Origin of the sequence: Mesorhizobium sp. M7A.F.Ca.US.002.01.1.1, assembly GCF_004022955.1 — a bacterium.
In the GTDB taxonomy this organism is placed as follows: Bacteria; Pseudomonadota; Alphaproteobacteria; order Rhizobiales; family Rhizobiaceae; genus Mesorhizobium; species Mesorhizobium ciceri.
Window position 1 is genome coordinate 1 of sequence record NZ_RZQE01000021.1, and the last position, 17613, is coordinate 17613.

The following is a 17613-nucleotide window of genomic DNA, read 5'->3' on the forward strand; positions in this document are numbered from 1 at the left end:
GGTCAGGTCAGCCAGCGTGATGCGGCTCAGCTTCTCCGCCAGCAGCCTTTCGGCGGCGATGCGAAAATCGTCGAGCACGGCGATCACCGCCTGCTCGACGAGGCAGCCGGGGCTTTCCGGATCGGTGCTGAACGGCAGCAGTGTCTCGCCAAGGGCGACGCTGATCTCGGCCAGGGATATTTTCTCGGGCGCCCGCCCGAGCAGCCAGCCGCCACCGTGCCCGCGCGACGAGGTGACGATGCCGGCGTCGCGCAAGCCTGCGATGGTGCGGCGGACCACGACCGGATTGGTGTGGATGAAGGTGGCAAGCTGCTCGGAGGTCAGCGCCTGTTCGGGCTTCTCGGCCATGTGGACGAGAATGTGCAGGGTAGAGGACAGTCGGCTGTTGCGCTTCATGTAACTTAGTTAGTTACGATTGGTGTCGATGTCAAGCACGTCTCATCCGCGCCGAGGCGCAATGTCCACGCAATCCATTCGCGGCAAACAGAACCAGTCGGTGCGCGATTCACCTCGTATGCCGGCGCCAAGGCGTCGGACCCGACATATGCAACGGATTTCGGGTCCGACGCTGACTGCAGCAAACGCCACGCCGACCGATCGAAGCGTTGGATCCAGGATGAAGGTTGCCTGATGCTTTGTCTTTTCTCCAGAGATGGACCGTGGCACCGTTTGGTGTCGGCGTCACCATGTCGCTTCGCATGACGGGGCCGCTGGCAGCCATCCTCGGCTTCGGTCTGTTGGGCGTTTTCTGCCTCGCCTTCACCGAAAAGATCCTGCCAATTCCGCCCTCGCATGTGCTGCTGCTGTTCCTCGGCATGACGGCGGCGCCGGATGCTTCGACGCTGGCGATCCTGCTGATGGTGACGACGCTTGCGTCCGCCAGCGGCTGCCTTGTCTGGTATGCGGTCGGCCGCCGGGTTGGACCTGACCGTGCCGACAGGCTGGTCGAGCGTTTCGGCAAGTACGTGTTCCTGCGTCACGCGACCTACCGCAGGCTCGGCCAGGCCTATCGGCGCAATCACGTCCGGGTGTCCTTGCTGGCGCAGTTCATCCCGACTGTGCGCAATTACCTGCCGATCGCCGCCGGCGCACTCTGCCTGCCCGCTTTGCCCTTCGCGGCCGCGACGCTGCTCGGCGCCACGTTCTGGAACGCGGGCTTTCTCACCACCGGCTATCTGCTGCGCGGCAGCGGCCGGGACTCCTTCACGGTGGGCCTGCGCATCATTGTCATCGTCGTGGCTCTGGAGACGGCATTCATGCTTGCGCTGCGCTATGGCCCCGCATGCCGGCGGCGCATCAAGTTGGCGCTCGGTTGAGCGCCAGCTCTCAGGTCATGGGATAAGCTCTGCAGTCGGCTTTCCTTCATTCGGCCGCCGGTGTTTAGTCCGGGCATGGCTTTCACCATCCGCCAGCTGCAGTTCTTCATCGCCGTTGCCGAGCAAGGCACGGTCTCGGGCGCCGCCCAGAACCTCTCCATCTCGCAATCGTCGGTCACCGAAGCGATCAAGGAACTCGAAAGCGATCTCGGCGTCGAACTGTTCGAACGCCACCCGCGCGGCCTCAACATCACCCACAAGGGTCACCAGTTCCTGCGCCATGCGACGAAAATCCTCGCCGATGTTTCCGACGCGCGCCGCTCTTTCTCCGGCGAGCAGGCGGTGGCGGCCGGCCGGCTGCAGCTCGGCGTCACCTCGCTGGTCGCCGGCTATGTGCTGTCGGATCTGCTCGCCCGCTACCGCCGTGCCTATCCGGGCGTCGAGGTCTCTGCCATCGAGGACAATGGCGATTATCTCGAACACCTCCTGATCGGCGGCAAGCTCGACATTGCCGTCATGGTCACCTCCAATTTGCGCGACCGCACCGCGTTGCAGTCGGAAATCCTCGAAGTCTCGGCCTATCGGCTGTGGCTGCCGCTCGGTCATCCGCTCGTCGGCGCCGACATCATCAGCATTGGCGACATTGCCTCCGAAACGCTGATCATGCTGACCGTCGACGAGATCGAGGAGAATACCGGCAAGCTGCTGACGGCGATCGGCGCCAAGCCGCATGTCGCCTTCCGCACCCGTTCCGTGGAGGCCGTGCGCAGTCTGGTCGCCACCGGTGCCGGCGTGGCGCTGCTGCCCGATCTCGTCTACCGGCCCTGGTCGCTGGAAGGCGACCGCATCGAATCGCGCGATATTTCCGGCTCCTTGCCGGTGGTCCAGGTCGGCATGGTCTGGCGGCGCGGCTCCGGTCTGCCGCAGGCCGCGCGCGATTTCATCGGTCTTGCCCAGTCGCAACGGACGGTCCGCCAGCGTCCCTGAGAGGCCGGCTGCACATCTATCGGAAAAACCGATATCACCCTTCTGATAAATGAATTTGCGAAACCGGAATTTTCAAAGCACTTTCGGTTCAGGGACCAAAGCCGCCATCAGAGCGGCATCAAGCCCAACGGACGAACTGACAGTTTTCAGTCCGCGCGTGACCCCTAACGAAGACCGAAACCGGCTTTCAGGGTCAGGCGCCTAAATGGGAGATCGACAATGAATTCATTCCTGAAGTCATGCACTGCTCTGACGGTCGCGCTGACCTTTTCCGGTCAGGCCGTCGCCCAGGTCAAGGAACTTGGCAAGGGCGAAGGCCAGGTCAACATCGTTGCCTGGCCGGGCTATATCGAGCGCGGCGAAACCGACAAGGGCTATGACTGGGTGACCTCCTTCGAGAAGGAAACCGGCTGCAAGGTCAACGTCAAGACCGCCAACACCTCCGACGAGATGGTCTCGCTGATGAATGAGGGCGGCTTCGACCTCGTCACCGCTTCGGGCGATGCCTCGTTGCGCCTCGTTGCCGGCAAGCGCGTGCAGCCGATCAACACCGATCTCATCCCGAGCTGGAAGACGGTCGACGAGCGCCTCAAGGACGCGCCGTGGTTCACCGTCGGCGGCGCCCACTACGGCGTTCCCTACCAGTGGGGTCCCAACGTCCTGATGTACAACACCGACGTGTTCAAGGAGGCTCCCAAGAGCTGGAACATCGTCTTTGAGGAAATGAAGCTGCCGGACGGCAAGTCCAACAAGGGCCGCGTCCAGGCCTATGACGGGCCGATCCACATTGCGGATGCGGCCAACTATCTGATGTTCCACAAACCGGAACTCGGCATCAAGGATCCCTATGAACTGAACGAGGACCAGTACAAGGCGGCGCTCGAATTGCTGCGCGTCCAACGCACACTGGTTGGCCGCTATTGGCACGACGCCGCCATCCAGGTCGACGATTTCCAAAACGAAGGCGTCGTCGCTTCCGGCTCGTGGCCGTATCAGGTCAACACGCTGGTCGCGGCCAAGAAGCCGGTCGCTTCCACCATCCCGGAGGAGGGCGCCACCGGTTGGGCCGACACCACCATGATGGAGGCCGACGCCGCCAACCCCAACTGTGCCTATATGTGGATGGAACATTCGCTGTCGCCGAAGGTGCAGGGCGATGTCTCAGCCTGGTTCGGCTCACTGCCCGTCGTGCCCGCCGCCTGCAAGGGCAATGAGCTTTTGACCGACGAGGGTTGCAAGACCAACGGCTACGAGAACTTCGACAAGATCAAGTTCTGGAAGACGCCGGTGTCGAAATGCGCCACCCAGAACGATCAGTGCGTGCCCTACTATCGCTGGGTGTCGGACTATATCGGCGTCATCGGCGGACGATGAGCATCCTTACCTCCCCCTTGTGGGGAGGGTCGACGCATAGCGTCTGGGTGGGGTCTGGTCGGGGTTTTTCGAGACACCCCCACCCGCGGCTTCGTCGCGACCTCCCTAAGGGGGAGGTGGGACGTCGCGCGACATCAACACATCAAACCGGCAACGGACTGACATCTCATGACCTCCGCCGTCTCCTTCCAGAAAGCCTCGCGCCATTTCGGCAGCGTGCGCGCGGTCGACGCGGTCGATCTCGACATCGCGCCGGGGGAATTCTTCGCCATGCTCGGGCCGTCCGGTTCCGGCAAGACCACTTGCCTGCGCCTCATCGCCGGCTTCGAGCAGCCGACATCGGGCTCGATCTCGATCTTCGGCGACCGCGCCGAGGGCGTTCCGCCCTATCGCCGCAACGTCAACACCGTGTTCCAGGACTATGCGCTGTTCCCGCATCTGAACGTGCTCGACAACGTTGCCTACGGGCTGATGGTCAAGGGCGTCGGCAAGGCTGAGCGGCACAAGGCGGCGGAAGAGGCGCTGTCACTGGTGCGGCTGCCCGGCTATGGCGCCCGCCGGCCCGGCCAGCTTTCCGGTGGCCAGCGCCAGCGCGTGGCACTCGCCCGCGCGCTGGTCAACCAACCAAAGGTGCTGCTGCTCGACGAGCCGCTCGGCGCGCTCGACCTCAAATTGCGCGAGAACATGCAGGAGGAGTTGAAGTCGCTGCAGAAGGCGCTCGGCATCACCTTCGTCTTCGTCACTCACGACCAGGGCGAAGCGCTGTCGATGGCCGACCGCGTCGCCGTCTTCAACGATGGCAAGATCATGCAGATCGGCACTCCGGAAGATATCTACCAGCGGCCGAGGACCCGCTTCGTCGCCGATTTCGTCGGCTCCTCCAATGTGCTGCCGCCGGATTTCGTGCAGCGCTATTCCGGCCAGCATCGCTGGGGGAGTCTCCGCCCTGAATCCATTCGCGTCGGCCGCGCGGCCAAGGGGGTCACAAGTGGTGAAGGTGTGTCGGCCCGCCTCGTCTCGACCAATTATCTCGGCGCCACGACAAAGCTGGCGCTCGACGCCGACGGGCTGCGGCTGCACGCCATCGTGCCGGCCGGCATCGCCTTGCCGGCAGAAGGCGAGGCGGTGGTGCTGACCTTCAACCGCGAGCACCTGCATCTGATGGACGAGCCGGCATGAGCCTCGACGCCGCCATGGTGCGTGCAACGGCCCCCGCCATCCTGCCGGGTAGCGGCGGTCTGCGCGGCGCTCTGTCGGACCTTTTCTGGCGCAAGCCCAAGGTCCTGTTGCTGCTCATGCTGCTGCCTCCGGTTTTGTGGCTGGGCATCGTCTATATCGGCTCGCTGTTTGCGCTGCTGGCGCAGAGCTTTTTCTCCATCGACGAGTTTTCCGGCCTCATCAACCGCGAGTTCACGCTCAAGACCTATGGCGACCTGTTCCAGGCCGCCAATCTCGACATCATCCTGCGCACGGTGACGATGGCGGCTCTGGTCACGCTGGCCTCGGCCGTCATCGCCTTCCCCATAGCCTACTACGCGGCGCGCTATGCGCGCGGCCGCTGGAAGGCCTTGTTCTATCTCGGCATCATGCTGCCGCTGTGGTCGAGCTATCTGGTCAAGATCTACGCCTGGAAGCTGATCCTGGCCAAGGAAGGCATTCTCACCTGGCTGCTCGCCAAGCTGCATTTGTTGTGGGTTCTCGACGCTTGGCTGTCGCTGCCGATCGTCGGCGGCAATTCCCTGTCGGTATCGTTCACCGGCACCTTCATCGTCTTCGTCTATGTCTGGCTACCGTTCATGATCCTCCCCGTTCAGGCGGCGCTCGAGCGCGTGCCCGGCAATCTGGTCGAGGCCTCGTCCGACCTCGGCGCTTCACCGGGACAGACCTTCCGCAACGTGCTGTTTCCGCTGGCGCTGCCGGGCATCGTCGCCGGTTCGATCTTCACCTTCTCGCTGACGCTGGGCGACTACATCATCCCGCAGATCATCGGCACCTCGCGTCTGTTCATCGGCCAGGCGGTCTATTCGCAGCAAGGCACCGCCGGCAACATCCCGCTCGCCGCCGCCTTCACCGTGGTGCCGATCGTCATCATGGGCTTCTATCTCTGGGGCGCCAAGCGCATGGGGGCCTTCGATGCGCTCTGATGGTTCCCAGTCGGCTCCGCTCGGCCTGAAGATTGCCGCCGCCTGCGGGCTGCTGTTCCTGCACCTGCCGATCCTGCTGATCTTCGTCTATGCCTTCACCACCGAAGAGAAGAGTTTCGTCTGGCCGCCGCCAGGGCTGACGACGCAGTGGTTCGCCGTGACCTGGAACCGGCCAGATGTCTGGCAGGCGCTGTCGCTGTCGGTCAGGGTGGCCGCGATTTCGACGGCGATCGCGCTCATCCTCGGCACGCTCTGTTCGGCGGCGGTGTCGCGGACAAGATTCTTCGGCCGCGAAACCATCTCGCTGCTGGTCATCCTGCCGATCGCGCTGCCCGGCATCATCACCGGCATTGCGCTGCGCTCGGCCTTTTCGCTGGCCGACATCCCGTTCTCGTTCTGGACGATCGTGCTTGGCCACGCCACCTTCTGCGTGGTCGTCGTCTACAACAACGCCGTCGCCCGTTTCCGCCGCACTTCCGGTTCGATGATCGAGGCTTCGATGGATCTCGGCGCCGACGGTTTTCAGACCTTCCGCCATGTCGTGCTGCCCAACATCGCCACGGCGCTGCTTGCCGGCGGCATGCTGGCCTTCGCGCTGTCCTTCGACGAGGTCATCGTCACCACCTTCACCGCCGGCCAGCAGCAGACGCTGCCGATCTGGATGCTGGAAGAACTGATCCGTCCGCGCCAGCGCCCGGTCACCAATGTCGTTGCCATGGTCGTCATGCTGGTGACGTTGCTGCCGATCCTTGCCGCTTATTACCTCACCCGTGACGGCGACCAGATCGCTGGAAGCGGGAAATGAAAAACAGCGAATAGGGAGTAGCGAATAGGGATCGACGGTCAAACCCTACTCGCTTTCAGCTACTCGCTACTCGCTTCTGTAAAGGGAGAAACCTTATGGACACCCAGATGCTGATCGGCTCGAAATTCGAGAAGGGCACCGAGACCGAGGAGCCGATCCTCAATCCAAAGACCGGGGCGACCATCCTCAACCTGCCCGAGGCCAGCCAGGCGCAGATCGAGGCGGCGGTCACTGCTGCCGAACAGGCGTTCGTCTTGTGGTCGCGCACCACGCCGGCGCAGCGCTCCGGCTATTTGCTGAAGATCGCCGACCGCATCGAAGCCGACGCGAAGGAGTTCGCCACGCTCGAGGCGCTCAACTGCGGCAAGCCGATCAACGCCGTGCTCAATGACGAAATCCCGGCGATCGTCGATTGCTACCGCTTCTTCGCCGGCGCCGTCCGTTCGATGCCGGGCGTCGTCGCTGGCGAATACATTCCCGGCCACACCTCGATGGTCCGTCGCGATGCCATTGGCATCGTCGCTTCCATCGCGCCGTGGAACTATCCGCTGATGATGATGGCCTGGAAGCTGGCGCCGGCGATCGCCGGCGGCAACACCGTCGTCTTCAAACCGTCCGAGCAGACACCGCTGACGGCGCTGAAGCTGGCAAAAATCCTTGCGGACATCCTGCCCGAAGGCGTCGTCAATGTCGTGCTCGGCCGCGGCGACAGCGTCGGCAACACGCTGATCAATCATCCCAAGGTCAACATGATCTCGATCACCGGCGATGTCGCCACCGGCAAGAAGGTGCTGCAGGCGGCCGCCAAGTCGGTCAAGCGCACGCATCTCGAGCTCGGCGGCAAGGCGCCGGTCATCGTCTTCGACGACGCCGACCTCGGCGCCGTGGTCAACGGCCTGCGTGCCTTCGGCTATTACAATGCCGGCCCGGACTGCACCGCCGCCTGCCGCATCTACGCCGGCAAGAAGATCTACGACAAGCTCGTCGCCGATCTCTCCTCGGCCGTCTCGACCATCAAGTACGACCGCCCCGACGATACCGAAAACGAAATCGGCCCGCTGATCTCGCGCCGCCAGCGCGACCGCGTCTCGAGCTTCGTCGAGCGCGCCTCGGAACTGAAACACATCGAGATCACCACCGGCGGCAAGCCGGGCGAGGGCTCCGGCTTCTACTACCAGCCGACCGTCGTCGCCGGCGCGCTGCAGGAAGATGAGATCGTGCGCCGCGAAGTGTTCGGCCCGGTCGTCTCGGTTACTCGTTTTTCGGAAGTCGACGAGGCGGTGAACTGGGCCAATGACAGCGACTACGGCCTGGCGTCATCCGTATGGACCAAGGATGTCTCGCGCGCCATGGCGACGGCCGCCCGCCTGCAATATGGCTGCACCTGGATCAACACCCACTTCATGCTGACCAACGAGATGCCGCATGGCGGGTTGAAGCAGTCCGGCTACGGCAAGGACATGTCGCTCTACGCACTGGAGGATTACACCGCCGTGCGGCATGTGATGGTTGCGCATGGCTAGTTTTGCCTTGTCCCCTTGTGGGAGAAGGTGGATCGGCGCGTAGCGCCGAGACGGATGAGGGGTGTTCCAGCTTGACGCCAGCTTACCCCTCACCCGGGTTGCCAACCGATTTGTGAAGGACAAATCGGGGCAATCCGACCTCTCCCACAAGAGGAGAGGTAAGACCGCAGACCACTACTCCACGATGCGATAGATATTCCACAGGCTGGTGCCAGACACGACATAGGGCTCGATCTCCTTGCCCCATTTCGCGTGCGCGTCGATCTTGCCGATCTTGGCGAAGAACGCCTCCAACTGGGCCAGGCTTTCGACCTGGTGATGGGACTCGACCGTCGCCTCCCGCGCGCCGATCGAACCGGTCATGATCTGGAATTCCAGCTCGTCGAGGCCGACCTGTGACCCGATCTCGCGTTCCCATTTCTTCAACAGGTCGAGCACGGTCTGCTTGTGTCCGAACTTGGCGTCGATCTGCCATCTGGCGCTGAACATCGTCTTCTCCTCTAGGTTTGCGGCCCAGGCCGCGGTTGATCCACGGTTGTTGATCTACTCGTCCCAGGCCTGCACGACGGTCTGTCTTGCGATCCGACCGTTCTTCAGCTCCAGCATCGCTGCGCAGAACACCTTGGTCCCGTCCGGATAGGCGCAGGCTTGGGTGAAGGCGAGGCTGTCGCCGTCGGCGATGGTGGTGTCGACCTTGTGGGTCATCGCCCGGCTGCAGATGTCGTCCCAGAATGTGGTGATCGCGGCGCGCCCGCGGATTTCACGCGGCTTGCTCGGCGGGTTGTTGCGGTCGATCACCCGCACCAGCGCGTCTTCGGCATAGAAGCTCGACAGCATCTTGCCGTCACGGGTTTCGATCGCCTTCTTGATCGCGGCGCCGTCCACTGTTTGGGTCTTGGTCAGCATTTCATCCTCCATTGGCCCGTCTTCCGACCGGGCGGTTGATGGTCGATGTGCCGTCCGGCGCTCATCGCCGGGCAGTGGTTCTTACTGCGACTTCGCCTTGACGGCCGCGAATACGTCGTCGGTCTGCTTCTTGAAGGTCGTCAGATCGACCTGGCTGCCGTTGAGCATCGTCGACCAATGGCGCACGATGGCGGACATCGCCACCGCCTCCTTGATCTCCTCGTCGCTGGCGCCGTTGAGCTTGGCCGCCTCGGTGTGGAAATAGATGCAGTACTGGCATGGGATCTGCGCCGCGACGGCGAGGCCCAAAAGTTCCTTGGTCTTGCCGTCAAGCGCCGTCTTCGGGTTGAGCTGCACGCCCTTAATCTCGGCCCAGGCGCCGGCGACGGCCACATCCGGCAGGGTCTTGAACATGTCCGGCACCGAGCCGAGCGTTGCCTCGATGTCCTTGTAGGCGGCCGCCGCGGACGCGTCCTCGGCCTTTGCGGGAGAGATGGCGAACAACGCGCCGACGCTTGCAGCGATCACAAGCAATTTGAGTGTCCGGTTCGACTTCAGCATTTCCTCCTCCGTTCGCAGCGCCTTTCCCAGCGACATCCGCCTAGCCTGCGTGGAGAGAATTGATAGCGCTTACCCGCCCATGGCCGCTTCGCCCGAAAGCGCCATGGCTCTCATGGCCCGTGCGGGCCAGGGTGCCTGGCCGAAAACGCCGCCGCCGCCGCCCGCGACGGCAGATCCAGCTTGAGCAGTATGTTGGCGACATGGCGCTTGACCGTGTGTTCGCTCAGCCGCAATTCGGCGGCGATCGCGGCATTGCTCTTGCCGTCGGCGACGAGGCTCACCACCTCGCTTTCGCGCGCCGTCAATGCGGCCGGCTCGGCGGTCTTGGGTTTGGGCCGGCAGGCGGGTTCCAGATGCTGTTCGGACGTCGCATGGACCAGCGCCAGCGGCTGCTCCAGCTCGTCGACACTGATGCGCCCGGCGTCGGTGAAATGCAGGCCCGACCCAGCCGCCAGATCGGCGATCAGACGCGACGCGATAATGTCGCCGCGGCCGGCATGGGCGGCCAGTTGAATTGCCACCCGCGCCGTCGTCCCAACGGGTGGACCGCGCACTTCGATCTCGCCGACATGCGCCCCTTGTGCGCTTGCCACGCCGATTTCCTGCGCCGCCTCGCGCAGCGCTGCCGCGCAGCGTATGGCGCGTGCCGGGCCGTCGAAGCGCGAAATCATCAACTCGCCATGCAGGCCCGCCGAACGCCCGCCATGGCGCCCGACCAGCAGCCGCCAGGTTTCCTGGAAGCGTTGGCTGCGTTCGCTCCACATCCGGTCGCCGAGCCGTGCCGTGTCGTAGATGCGTGTCACCAGTAGTGCGGCCAGCACGCGGTCTACTTCGCCCACGGCGCGTTCGCCGGTCAGGAATTCCTCGATCAGGTCGGCCACCCCATCGACATCGCCGGTCCAGATCGGATGGTCGCGTCCGGGAATCTCGACCAGCCGGGCGCCGGGGATCTTCTGTGCAAGGAAGCGGCTGGCATCGGGGTCGACCCGCGCATCGTTGCGGCGATGGATTACAAGCGTCGGCGCGCTGATCACGCTCAGGATATGGCGGATGTCGACGTCGGCGTTCATGCGCGCCAGCGCCGCCGCCGCCGTCGGGCTCGCCGACAATCGTTCGAAACGTGCCCACCACTGGGCGAAATGCGCGTCGTCGACCCGGCTCGGCGCGAAATGGGGCAGCGTGGCGCCAGTGCCCCAGGCTGTCTCCGCCATCTCGATGAAAGCGTCGAGGCGTTCGGGCGACATCACCCATTTGTGGAAATGCGCATAGCCGCCATAGAGCGCCAGCGCCCGTGTCCGCTCCGGATAGGTGGCGGCGAACAGCATCGCCATCGGTGCGCCTTCGGAGGAGCCGAGCAGCGCCGCACGGCCGCTGCCGGCGGCGTCCATTACCGCGCGCACATCGTCCATCCGCGTCTCGAGACTGGGCAGGTTATGCGCGTCGACACGGTCGGACAGGCCGGTGCCGCGCTTGTCGAACAGGATCAGCCGAGAGAACGCCGAAAGCCGCTTCAAGAGCCTGGTGTAGCCCTCGTCTTCCCAGTGCAGGTCGAGGTTGGAAATGAAGCCCGGCACGAAGACGAGATCGAACGATCCCTGCCCGACCACCTGATAGGCGATCCGCACATCGCCGCTACAGGCGTATCGCGTCTCGATCGGCCTCACGAGATTTCCACCCCGGCCTGACGATTTCCGGTCGTCAAACCATAGCAGAACAGCGCAGATTGCGGCAGCTTAAACTTTAGCGATTGTGAATGTAAGCTGGCGCGGCTTGGCGGCTATTCCTGCGAGGCGGCGACGTCGGCAGGGGAGGGCTTGAGCCCGAGTTTGAGGTCGGCCGCAGCCGGCGTGATCGGTCGCTTGATCCTGGCGGAGGCGGCCACCACCAACTCGTTGAAGTTCCCGGTGCCGTCGTCCAGCATTTCGAAGAACTGCCGCCGCATCCTCGGCTCCCAGAACTTGTTGATATGCTCGGCGACGCCGGCAATGCCTTCCTCGCGCGGCTTGGAATGGAAGAAGTCGGCGATCTGGTTTGCCATGCGCACCAGCTTCTCGGCGGTGCTCATAATGTGTTCTTCGTCATGCGACATGCTTGGCAACTCCGCAAACCACCCGGTCGGGGTGGGTGAAAATATCAAAATCGTCGCCGCGAACCAGCGCCACCAGCGTCATGCCGGACTCTTGCGCCGTGCGGATGGCAAGGGCGGTCGGCGCCGAGACGGCGATGATGAAGGCCGAACCGATAGAAGCCGTCTTCTGCACCATTTCGACCGAAACCCTGGATGTCACCACGACAGCACCGGATGCGCCCTCGATGCCGGCTTTGGCCAGCGCACCCGCCAGCTTGTCGAGCGCATTGTGACGGCCGACATCTTCGCGCGCCATGACGATGCCCTTGCCGGGCACATAGAAGCCGGCGGCGTGCACGGCTCCGGTCTCGGTGTGCAGCGGCTGCACTTTCGACAAAAGCTTGACCGAACGGACAATATCGTTGGCATCAAGCGTAAGCTTTGACACACCAACCGCATCCACCGAACGCATCGCTTCCTCGATCGATTCGATGCCGCAGAGCCCGCAGCCGACCGGACCCGCGAGCCTTCGCCGCCGCGCTTCGAAGCGCGTGTTGGCTCGGTCCTTCAGCCGGATCTGGATGTCGATGCCGGCGCCATGGTCCTCGACCTCGATGGCTTCGATCTCCTCCGGCGCAGCTACAATGCCCTCGGTCAGCGAGAAGCCAAGCGCGAAATCCTCGAAATCGGCCGGGCTTGCCATCATCACCGCATGCGTGGTGCCGGCAAAGGAGAACGCCACCGGCGTCTCTTCCGGCACCATGCGGTTCGCCGTAGCAGTGCCGCTGGCGCGGTGCGCCAGCCGCGATACCTGCGTCGTGGCTTTGCGCCGCGCGCTCAAGACTACTCCGCCGCCTGCAAAGACGCGATGCGCCGGCTCTGCTTGGCTTGCTCGTCATAGTCGCGCTGCCATTCCGACGGCCCATTGGAGGCGCCGACCTGCACCGCCGTCACCTTGTATTCCGGGCAGTTGGTCGCCCAGTCGGAGAAGTCGGTGGTGATCACGTTGGCCTGCGTGTCCGGATGGTGGAACGTCGTGTAGACCACGCCGGGCGACACCCGGTCGGTGATCAGCGCGCGCAGCGTCGTCTCGCCCGAGCGGCTGGTCAGCCGGACCCAGTCGCCGTCGCGCAAGCCGCGGTTCTCGGCATCGTGCGGATGAATCTCCAGCCGGTCCTCCGAATGCCACATGCTGTTATCGGTGCGCCTGGTCTGCGCGCCGACATTGTACTGCGACAGGATGCGGCCGGTGGTGAGCAGCAGCGGGAAGCGCGGCCCCGTCCTTTCGTCCGTCGCCACATATTCGGTACGGATGAACTTGCCCTTGCCGCGCACGAACCCGTCGATATGCATGATCGGGGTGCCGAGCGGCGCCTTCTCGTTGCAGGGCCATTGCACGGACCCGACACGGTCGAGCAGCTCGAAGGAGACGCCGGCGAAGCTCGGCGTGGTCATCGCGATCTCGTCCATGATTTCGGAGGGATGCTTATAGTTCCAGTCCAGCCCGATCGCGCGGGCAAGCTCCTGCGTCGCCTCCCAATCGGCGTAGCGCGCCTTCGGCTCAAGAACCTTGCGCACCATGTTGATGCGGCGCTCGGCGTTGGTGAAGGTGCCGTCCTTCTCCAGGAAGGTCGAGCCCGGCAGGAAGACATGGGCGTAGTTCGCCGTCTCGTTGAGGAAGAGGTCGTGCACGACGACGCATTCCATCGCGGCAAGGCCGGCTGCGACATGCTTGGTGTCGGGATCGGACTGCAGAATGTCTTCGCCCTGGATGTAGATGCCCTTGAAGCTGCCGTCGACGGCGGCGTCCAGCATGTTGGGGATGCGCAGGCCGGGTTCGTCGTCCAGCTTCACGCCCCACAAGGTCTCGTAGATATCGCGCACGGCTTCGCCGGAGATGTGGCGATAACCGGGCAGCTCATGCGGGAACGAGCCCATGTCGCAGGAGCCCTGCACGTTGTTCTGGCCGCGCAGCGGGTTCACGCCGACGCCGGGCCGGCCGATATTGCCGGTGGCCATGGCGAGATTGGCGATTGCCATCACAGTGGTCGAACCCTGGCTGTGTTCCGTCACGCCCAGGCCGTAATAGATCGCGCCGTTGCCGCCGGTGGCGTAGAGACGCGCAGCACCGCGGATCAGCTCGGGATCGACGCCGGACAATTTGCCGACGGTTTCGGGGCTGTTTTCCGGCAAGGCGACGAACGATGCCCAATCCTGGAACTCCGTCCAGTCGCAACGTTCGCGGATGAAGGCTTCGTCGAACAAGCCCTCGGTGACGATCACATGCGCCAGCGCCGTCAGCACGGCCACATTGGTGCCGGGCTTCAGCGGCAGGTGGTAATCCGCTTCGATATGGGCCGACTTGACCATCTCGGTGCGGCGCGGATCGAGCACGATCAGCTTGGCGCCCTGGCGCAGCCGCTTCTTGAGCCGCGAGGCGAACACCGGGTGAGCGGAAGCCGGATTGGCGCCGATGATGACGGCGACATCGGTGAAGTCGACGGAATCGAAATCCTGCGTGCCGGCAGACGTGCCATATGTCTGGCCGAGCCCGTAGCCCGTCGGCGAATGGCAGACGCGTGCGCAGGTGTCGACATTGTTGTTGCGGAAACCCTGCCGCACCATCTTCTGGACGAGGTAGGTTTCCTCATTGGTGCAGCGCGACGAGGTGATGCCGCCGATCGCGGTGCGTCCGTACTGGTACTGGATGCGGCGGAATTCCTTGGCGGTATGGCCGATCGCCTCTTCCCAGCTTACTTCGCGCCACGGATCGGTGACCTTTTCGCGGATCATCGGCGACAGGATGCGGTCCTTGTGGGTGGCGTAGCCATAGGCGAAACGGCCCTTCACGCAGGAATGGCCGTGGTTCGCCTTGCCCTCCTTGTAGGGCATCATGCGAACGACTTCGTCACCCTTCACCTCGGCCTTGAACGAGCAGCCGACGCCGCAATAGGCGCAGGTGGTGACGGCCGAGCGCTCCGGCAGGCCCTTGGCAAGCACCGTCTTCTCACGCAGCGCATCGGTCGGGCAGGCCTGGACGCAGGCGCCGCAGGACACGCATTCCGAATCGATGAACGCCTCGTGCATTCCCGCCGAAACCCGGGATTCGAAGCCGCGTCCCTCGATGGTCAGCGCAAACGTGCCCTGCACTTCTTCGCACGCCCGCACGCAGCGCGAGCAGACGATGCATTGCGAGGCATCATAGGTGAAATAGGGGTTGGATTCGTCGCGGGCGATGTAATCGACTGCCAGCGAGCCATGGCCGGGCGCCACGCCACCTTCCGGCTTGACGTGGTTGCGGCCCTCGATGCCGTAGCGGTTCTCGGTCAGACCGATCGACTTCGCCACCGCGTCGAACTCGCTGGCGCCGGTTCCGGCCTGTTCGTTCCAGCCGGTCGGATGGTCGGAGACGTAGAGCTCCATGACGCCACGGCGAATGGCATCGAGCCGCTCGGTCTGCGTGCGCACGATCATGCCTTCGCCGACAGGCGTCGTGCAGGATGCCGGCGTGCCGCCGCGTCCTTCGATCTCCACAAGGCAGACACGGCACGAACCGAAGGAGTCCAGCATGTCGGTGGCGCAGAGCTTCGGGATCTCGACCCCGCCCTCCATCGCGGCACGCATGATCGAGGTGCCTTCCGGCACGGTGATGCTGCGCCCGTCGACGTTCAGCGTGACCTGCTTCTGCGCCTTCGATTGCGGGGTTCCGTAGTCGATCTCTTCGACGAGGGAGGGGAAGTCGGCCTTGATGTTCATCTGCCAGCTCCTATTCGGCAGCCACGCGCACGGGCGCGGGCTTGAAGTCGTCGGGGAAATGGGTGATCGAGCTCATCACGGGGTAGGGCGTGAAGCCGCCCAGCGCGCAGAGCGAGCCGAATTTCATCGTGTTGCAGAGGTCGGTGACCAGAGCGAGGTTCTTCTCCGGCTCGATGCCCGCGGCGAGTTTGTCGATGGTCTCGACACCGCGCGTCGAGCCGATGCGGCAGGGCGTGCACTTGCCGCAGCTTTCGATGGCGCAGAACTCCATGGCGAAGCGCGCCTGTTTCAGCATGTCGGCGGTGTCGTCGAACACCACGATACCGGCATGGCCGATCAGCCCGTCCTTGGCCGCGAAGGCTTCATAGTCGAATGGCGTGTCGAACAGCGCGCGCGGGAAATAGGCGCCGAGCGGTCCGCCGACCTGCACTGCCTTGACCGGCCGGCCGGTGGCCGTGCCGCCGCCGATCTCGTCGACGATCTCGCCAAGCGTCATACCGAAAGCGGCTTCGAACAGCCCTGCAAATTTGACATTGCCGGCGATCTGGACCGGGATCGTGCCGCGCGAGCGGCCCATGCCGAAATCCTTGTAGAAGGCCGCACCCTTGTCCATGATGACAGGCACAGAGGCTAGGCTGATGACGTTGTTGATCACCGTCGGCTTGCCGAACAGCCCCTTATGCGCAGGCAGAGGCGGCTTTGCGCGTACCATGCCGCGCTTGCCCTCGAGCGAATCGAGCAGCGCCGTCTCCTCGCCGCAGACATAGGCGCCGGCGCCGACCCGGATCTCCATGTCGAACGCGTGAGGGGAACCCAGCACGCTGGCGCCAAGAACGCCGGCCTTGCGGGCGATCTCGACGGCCTTGTTCATCGCCGCCACCGCATGCGGATATTCCGAGCGGACATAGACGAAGCCCTTGGTCGCGCCCGTGGCTATACCGGCGATCGTCATGCCTTCGATCAGCACGAAGGGATCGCCCTCCATGATCATGCGGTCGGCGAAAGTGCCGGAGTCGCCTTCATCGGCGTTGCAGACGATGTATTTGCGGTCGCCTGCTGTATCGAGCACCGTCTTCCATTTGATGCCGGTCGGGAAGCCGGCGCCGCCGCGTCCGCGCAGGCCCGATTCGGTCACCTCTGCGACGATGGCGGCAGGCGTCAGCGCCAGCGCGTTCATCAGTCCATTCAACCCGCCATGTTTTTTGTAGGATTCGAGCGACAGCGGATCCGTGACGCCGCAGCGCGCGAAAGTCAGCCGCGTCTGCTTGGCCAGGAAGGGGATCTTGTCCGGCGCGCCCAGCCAGCGTTTATGATGGCCGCCGGTAAGGAAGCCGCTGTCGAACAGGCTTTTGACGTCGGACGGTTTGACCGGCCCGTAGGCGATGCGGCCGTTGGCTGTAGCGACTTCGACCATCGGTTCGAGGAAATAGGCGCCGCGCGAACCATTGCGCACGATCTTGGCCTCGATGCCGCGCTCGGCGAGTTCGCCGGCGATCGCCTTGGCGACCTTTTCGGCACCAAGCGCCAGCGCACCGGAATCGCCGGGAATGTAGATACGCGGGATCATGAGCGCACCTCTGCAACGATCTCGTCGAGCTTCTCGTCATCGAGCCGTCCGATCACCTCGCCATCGAGCATGGCGGCGGGCGAACAGGCGCACAGGCCGAGACAGTAGACCGGCTCCAGCGTCACCGAACCGTCGCGGGTCGTTTCATGAAAGCCGATGCCCAGCAGTTGCTTCAGCTTGGCGGCGATGGCATCCGACCCCATGGACTGGCAGGATTCCGCCTGGCAGAGCTTCAACACATGCCGGCCTGCCGGATGGCTTCGGTAATCGTGATAGAAGCTGACGACGCCGTGCACCTCGGCCCTGGAAATGTTCAGCGCCTCGGCGATGACCGGCAGCGCATCCTTGGGCACATGGCCGAACTCTTCCTGGATGCCGTGGAGGATCGGCAGCAAAGGGCCTTCGAGCCCCTTCATCTCCTGGATGATCGCGGCCGTGCGCGACGTAATCTCGGTACTTGCAGGCTGCATTGTCATGCAGCGCCCTCCCTATCGTAGCGACCCACGCATATCGGCCAAAAGCATCAAGCTGTTTTGGAACAACGACATGCGCGTGCCGCTTTATCGCTAAGTGCTTAAGAAACCAGAGAAAACCTCTGAAATCAAT

Annotated in this window: 17 protein-coding genes; 7 read left to right on the top strand and 10 right to left on the bottom strand. The window is 63.9% G+C overall.

What is annotated here, in order from left to right:
* Positions 1-396 (bottom strand): Rrf2 family transcriptional regulator (locus EN932_RS04585; protein ID WP_164890429.1); only part of this gene is annotated, 396 nt, incomplete at its 3' end.
* Between the two features lie 263 nt (positions 397-659).
* On the opposite strand from EN932_RS04585, the gene EN932_RS04590 reads away from it, so the two are divergent.
* The 7 genes from EN932_RS04590 (at position 660) to EN932_RS04620 (ending at position 8149) form a co-directional block, all read left to right on the top strand.
* Positions 660-1316: a DedA family protein gene (locus EN932_RS04590; protein ID WP_081714289.1), complete on the top strand. Its 657-nt coding sequence runs from the start codon at positions 660-662 to the stop codon at positions 1314-1316.
* 75 nt (positions 1317-1391) lie between these two features.
* Positions 1392-2303 carry a LysR substrate-binding domain-containing protein gene (locus EN932_RS04595; protein ID WP_013528025.1) on the top strand — a complete coding sequence of 304 codons (912 nt, stop codon included), beginning with the start codon at positions 1392-1394 and terminating at the stop codon, positions 2301-2303.
* Positions 2304-2522: 219 nt separating this feature from the next.
* Positions 2523-3677 (top strand): ABC transporter substrate-binding protein, encoded by a 1155-nt coding sequence (locus EN932_RS04600; RefSeq protein WP_013528024.1) that lies wholly within the window; start codon positions 2523-2525, stop codon positions 3675-3677.
* A 168-nt stretch (positions 3678-3845) separates the two neighbouring features.
* Complete coding sequence (locus EN932_RS04605; protein ID WP_013528023.1) at positions 3846-4856, top strand: ABC transporter ATP-binding protein; 1011 nt, start codon at positions 3846-3848, stop codon at positions 4854-4856.
* A gap of 14 nt (positions 4857-4870) precedes the next feature.
* Positions 4871-5821 (top strand): ABC transporter permease, encoded by a 951-nt coding sequence (locus EN932_RS04610; protein WP_196815398.1) that lies wholly within the window; start codon positions 4871-4873, stop codon positions 5819-5821.
* Complete coding sequence (locus EN932_RS04615; protein WP_024503371.1) at positions 5811-6626, top strand: ABC transporter permease; 816 nt, start codon at positions 5811-5813, stop codon at positions 6624-6626. Before EN932_RS04610 ends, EN932_RS04615 begins: the two co-directional genes overlap by 11 nt.
* 95 nt (positions 6627-6721) lie before the next feature.
* Complete coding sequence (locus tag EN932_RS04620; protein WP_128368751.1) at positions 6722-8149, top strand: gamma-aminobutyraldehyde dehydrogenase; 1428 nt, start codon at positions 6722-6724, stop codon at positions 8147-8149.
* 174 nt (positions 8150-8323) lie between these two features.
* On the opposite strand, the gene EN932_RS04625 is transcribed toward EN932_RS04620, so the two are convergent.
* The 9 genes from EN932_RS04625 to EN932_RS04665 all read right to left on the bottom strand — a co-directional run bounded on the left by EN932_RS04625 (position 8324) and on the right by EN932_RS04665 (position 17483).
* The gene (locus EN932_RS04625) at positions 8324-8638 is read right to left on the bottom strand and encodes a hypothetical protein (RefSeq protein ID WP_013528019.1); all 315 of its coding nucleotides are present in this window, start codon (positions 8636-8638) and stop codon (positions 8324-8326) included.
* A gap of 54 nt (positions 8639-8692) precedes the next feature.
* A complete protein-coding gene (locus tag EN932_RS04630; RefSeq protein WP_024503372.1) occupies positions 8693-9055 on the bottom strand; it encodes a nuclear transport factor 2 family protein in 363 nt (120 codons plus the stop codon).
* A gap of 81 nt (positions 9056-9136) precedes the next feature.
* A complete protein-coding gene (locus EN932_RS04635; RefSeq protein WP_013528017.1) occupies positions 9137-9616 on the bottom strand; it encodes a carboxymuconolactone decarboxylase family protein in 480 nt (159 codons plus the stop codon).
* 110 nt (positions 9617-9726) lie between these two features.
* Positions 9727-11280 (bottom strand): alpha/beta fold hydrolase, encoded by a 1554-nt coding sequence (locus tag EN932_RS04640; protein WP_127368386.1) that lies wholly within the window; start codon positions 11278-11280, stop codon positions 9727-9729.
* 113 nt (positions 11281-11393) lie between these two features.
* Positions 11394-11705 (bottom strand): formate dehydrogenase subunit delta, encoded by a 312-nt coding sequence (locus EN932_RS04645; RefSeq protein WP_013528015.1) that lies wholly within the window; start codon positions 11703-11705, stop codon positions 11394-11396.
* On the bottom strand, positions 11695-12525 hold the full coding sequence (gene fdhD / locus EN932_RS04650; RefSeq protein WP_127368387.1) for a formate dehydrogenase accessory sulfurtransferase FdhD: 831 nt from the start codon (positions 12523-12525) through the stop codon (positions 11695-11697). Before fdhD ends, EN932_RS04645 begins: the two co-directional genes overlap by 11 nt.
* Positions 12526-12527: 2 nt before the next feature.
* Positions 12528-15440 carry a formate dehydrogenase subunit alpha gene (gene fdhF, locus EN932_RS04655; protein WP_127368388.1) on the bottom strand — a complete coding sequence of 971 codons (2913 nt, stop codon included), beginning with the start codon at positions 15438-15440 and terminating at the stop codon, positions 12528-12530.
* 10 nt (positions 15441-15450) lie between these two features.
* Complete coding sequence (locus EN932_RS04660) at positions 15451-17007, bottom strand: NADH-quinone oxidoreductase subunit NuoF (protein WP_013528012.1); 1557 nt, start codon at positions 17005-17007, stop codon at positions 15451-15453.
* A complete protein-coding gene (locus EN932_RS04665; protein WP_023811689.1) occupies positions 17004-17483 on the bottom strand; it encodes a formate dehydrogenase subunit gamma in 480 nt (159 codons plus the stop codon). Before EN932_RS04665 ends, EN932_RS04660 begins: the two co-directional genes overlap by 4 nt.
* Positions 17484-17613: the final 130 nt, after the last annotated feature.

Excerpts from the sequence above, each read along its gene's own strand:
- EN932_RS04660 (WP_013528012.1), bottom strand. The coding sequence starts at position 17,007 with ATGATCCCGCGTATCTACATTCCCGGCGATTCCGGTGCGCTGGCGCTT.
- EN932_RS04645 (WP_013528015.1), bottom strand. The coding sequence starts at position 11,705 with ATGTCGCATGACGAAGAACACATTATGAGCACCGCCGAGAAGCTGGTG.
- fdhF (WP_127368388.1), bottom strand. The coding sequence starts at position 15,440 with ATGAACATCAAGGCCGACTTCCCCTCCCTCGTCGAAGAGATCGACTAC.
- EN932_RS04630 (WP_024503372.1), bottom strand. The coding sequence starts at position 9,055 with ATGCTGACCAAGACCCAAACAGTGGACGGCGCCGCGATCAAGAAGGCG.
- EN932_RS04615 (WP_024503371.1), top strand. The coding sequence starts at position 5,811 with ATGCGCTCTGATGGTTCCCAGTCGGCTCCGCTCGGCCTGAAGATTGCC.
- EN932_RS04625 (WP_013528019.1), bottom strand. The coding sequence starts at position 8,638 with ATGTTCAGCGCCAGATGGCAGATCGACGCCAAGTTCGGACACAAGCAG.
- EN932_RS04620 (WP_128368751.1), top strand. The coding sequence starts at position 6,722 with ATGGACACCCAGATGCTGATCGGCTCGAAATTCGAGAAGGGCACCGAG.
- EN932_RS04595 (WP_013528025.1), top strand. The coding sequence starts at position 1,392 with ATGGCTTTCACCATCCGCCAGCTGCAGTTCTTCATCGCCGTTGCCGAG.
- EN932_RS04600 (WP_013528024.1), top strand. The coding sequence starts at position 2,523 with ATGAATTCATTCCTGAAGTCATGCACTGCTCTGACGGTCGCGCTGACC.
- EN932_RS04665 (WP_023811689.1), bottom strand. The coding sequence starts at position 17,483 with ATGACAATGCAGCCTGCAAGTACCGAGATTACGTCGCGCACGGCCGCG.
- EN932_RS04610 (WP_196815398.1), top strand. The coding sequence starts at position 4,871 with ATGGTGCGTGCAACGGCCCCCGCCATCCTGCCGGGTAGCGGCGGTCTG.
- EN932_RS04605 (WP_013528023.1), top strand. The coding sequence starts at position 3,846 with ATGACCTCCGCCGTCTCCTTCCAGAAAGCCTCGCGCCATTTCGGCAGC.
- EN932_RS04635 (WP_013528017.1), bottom strand. The coding sequence starts at position 9,616 with ATGCTGAAGTCGAACCGGACACTCAAATTGCTTGTGATCGCTGCAAGC.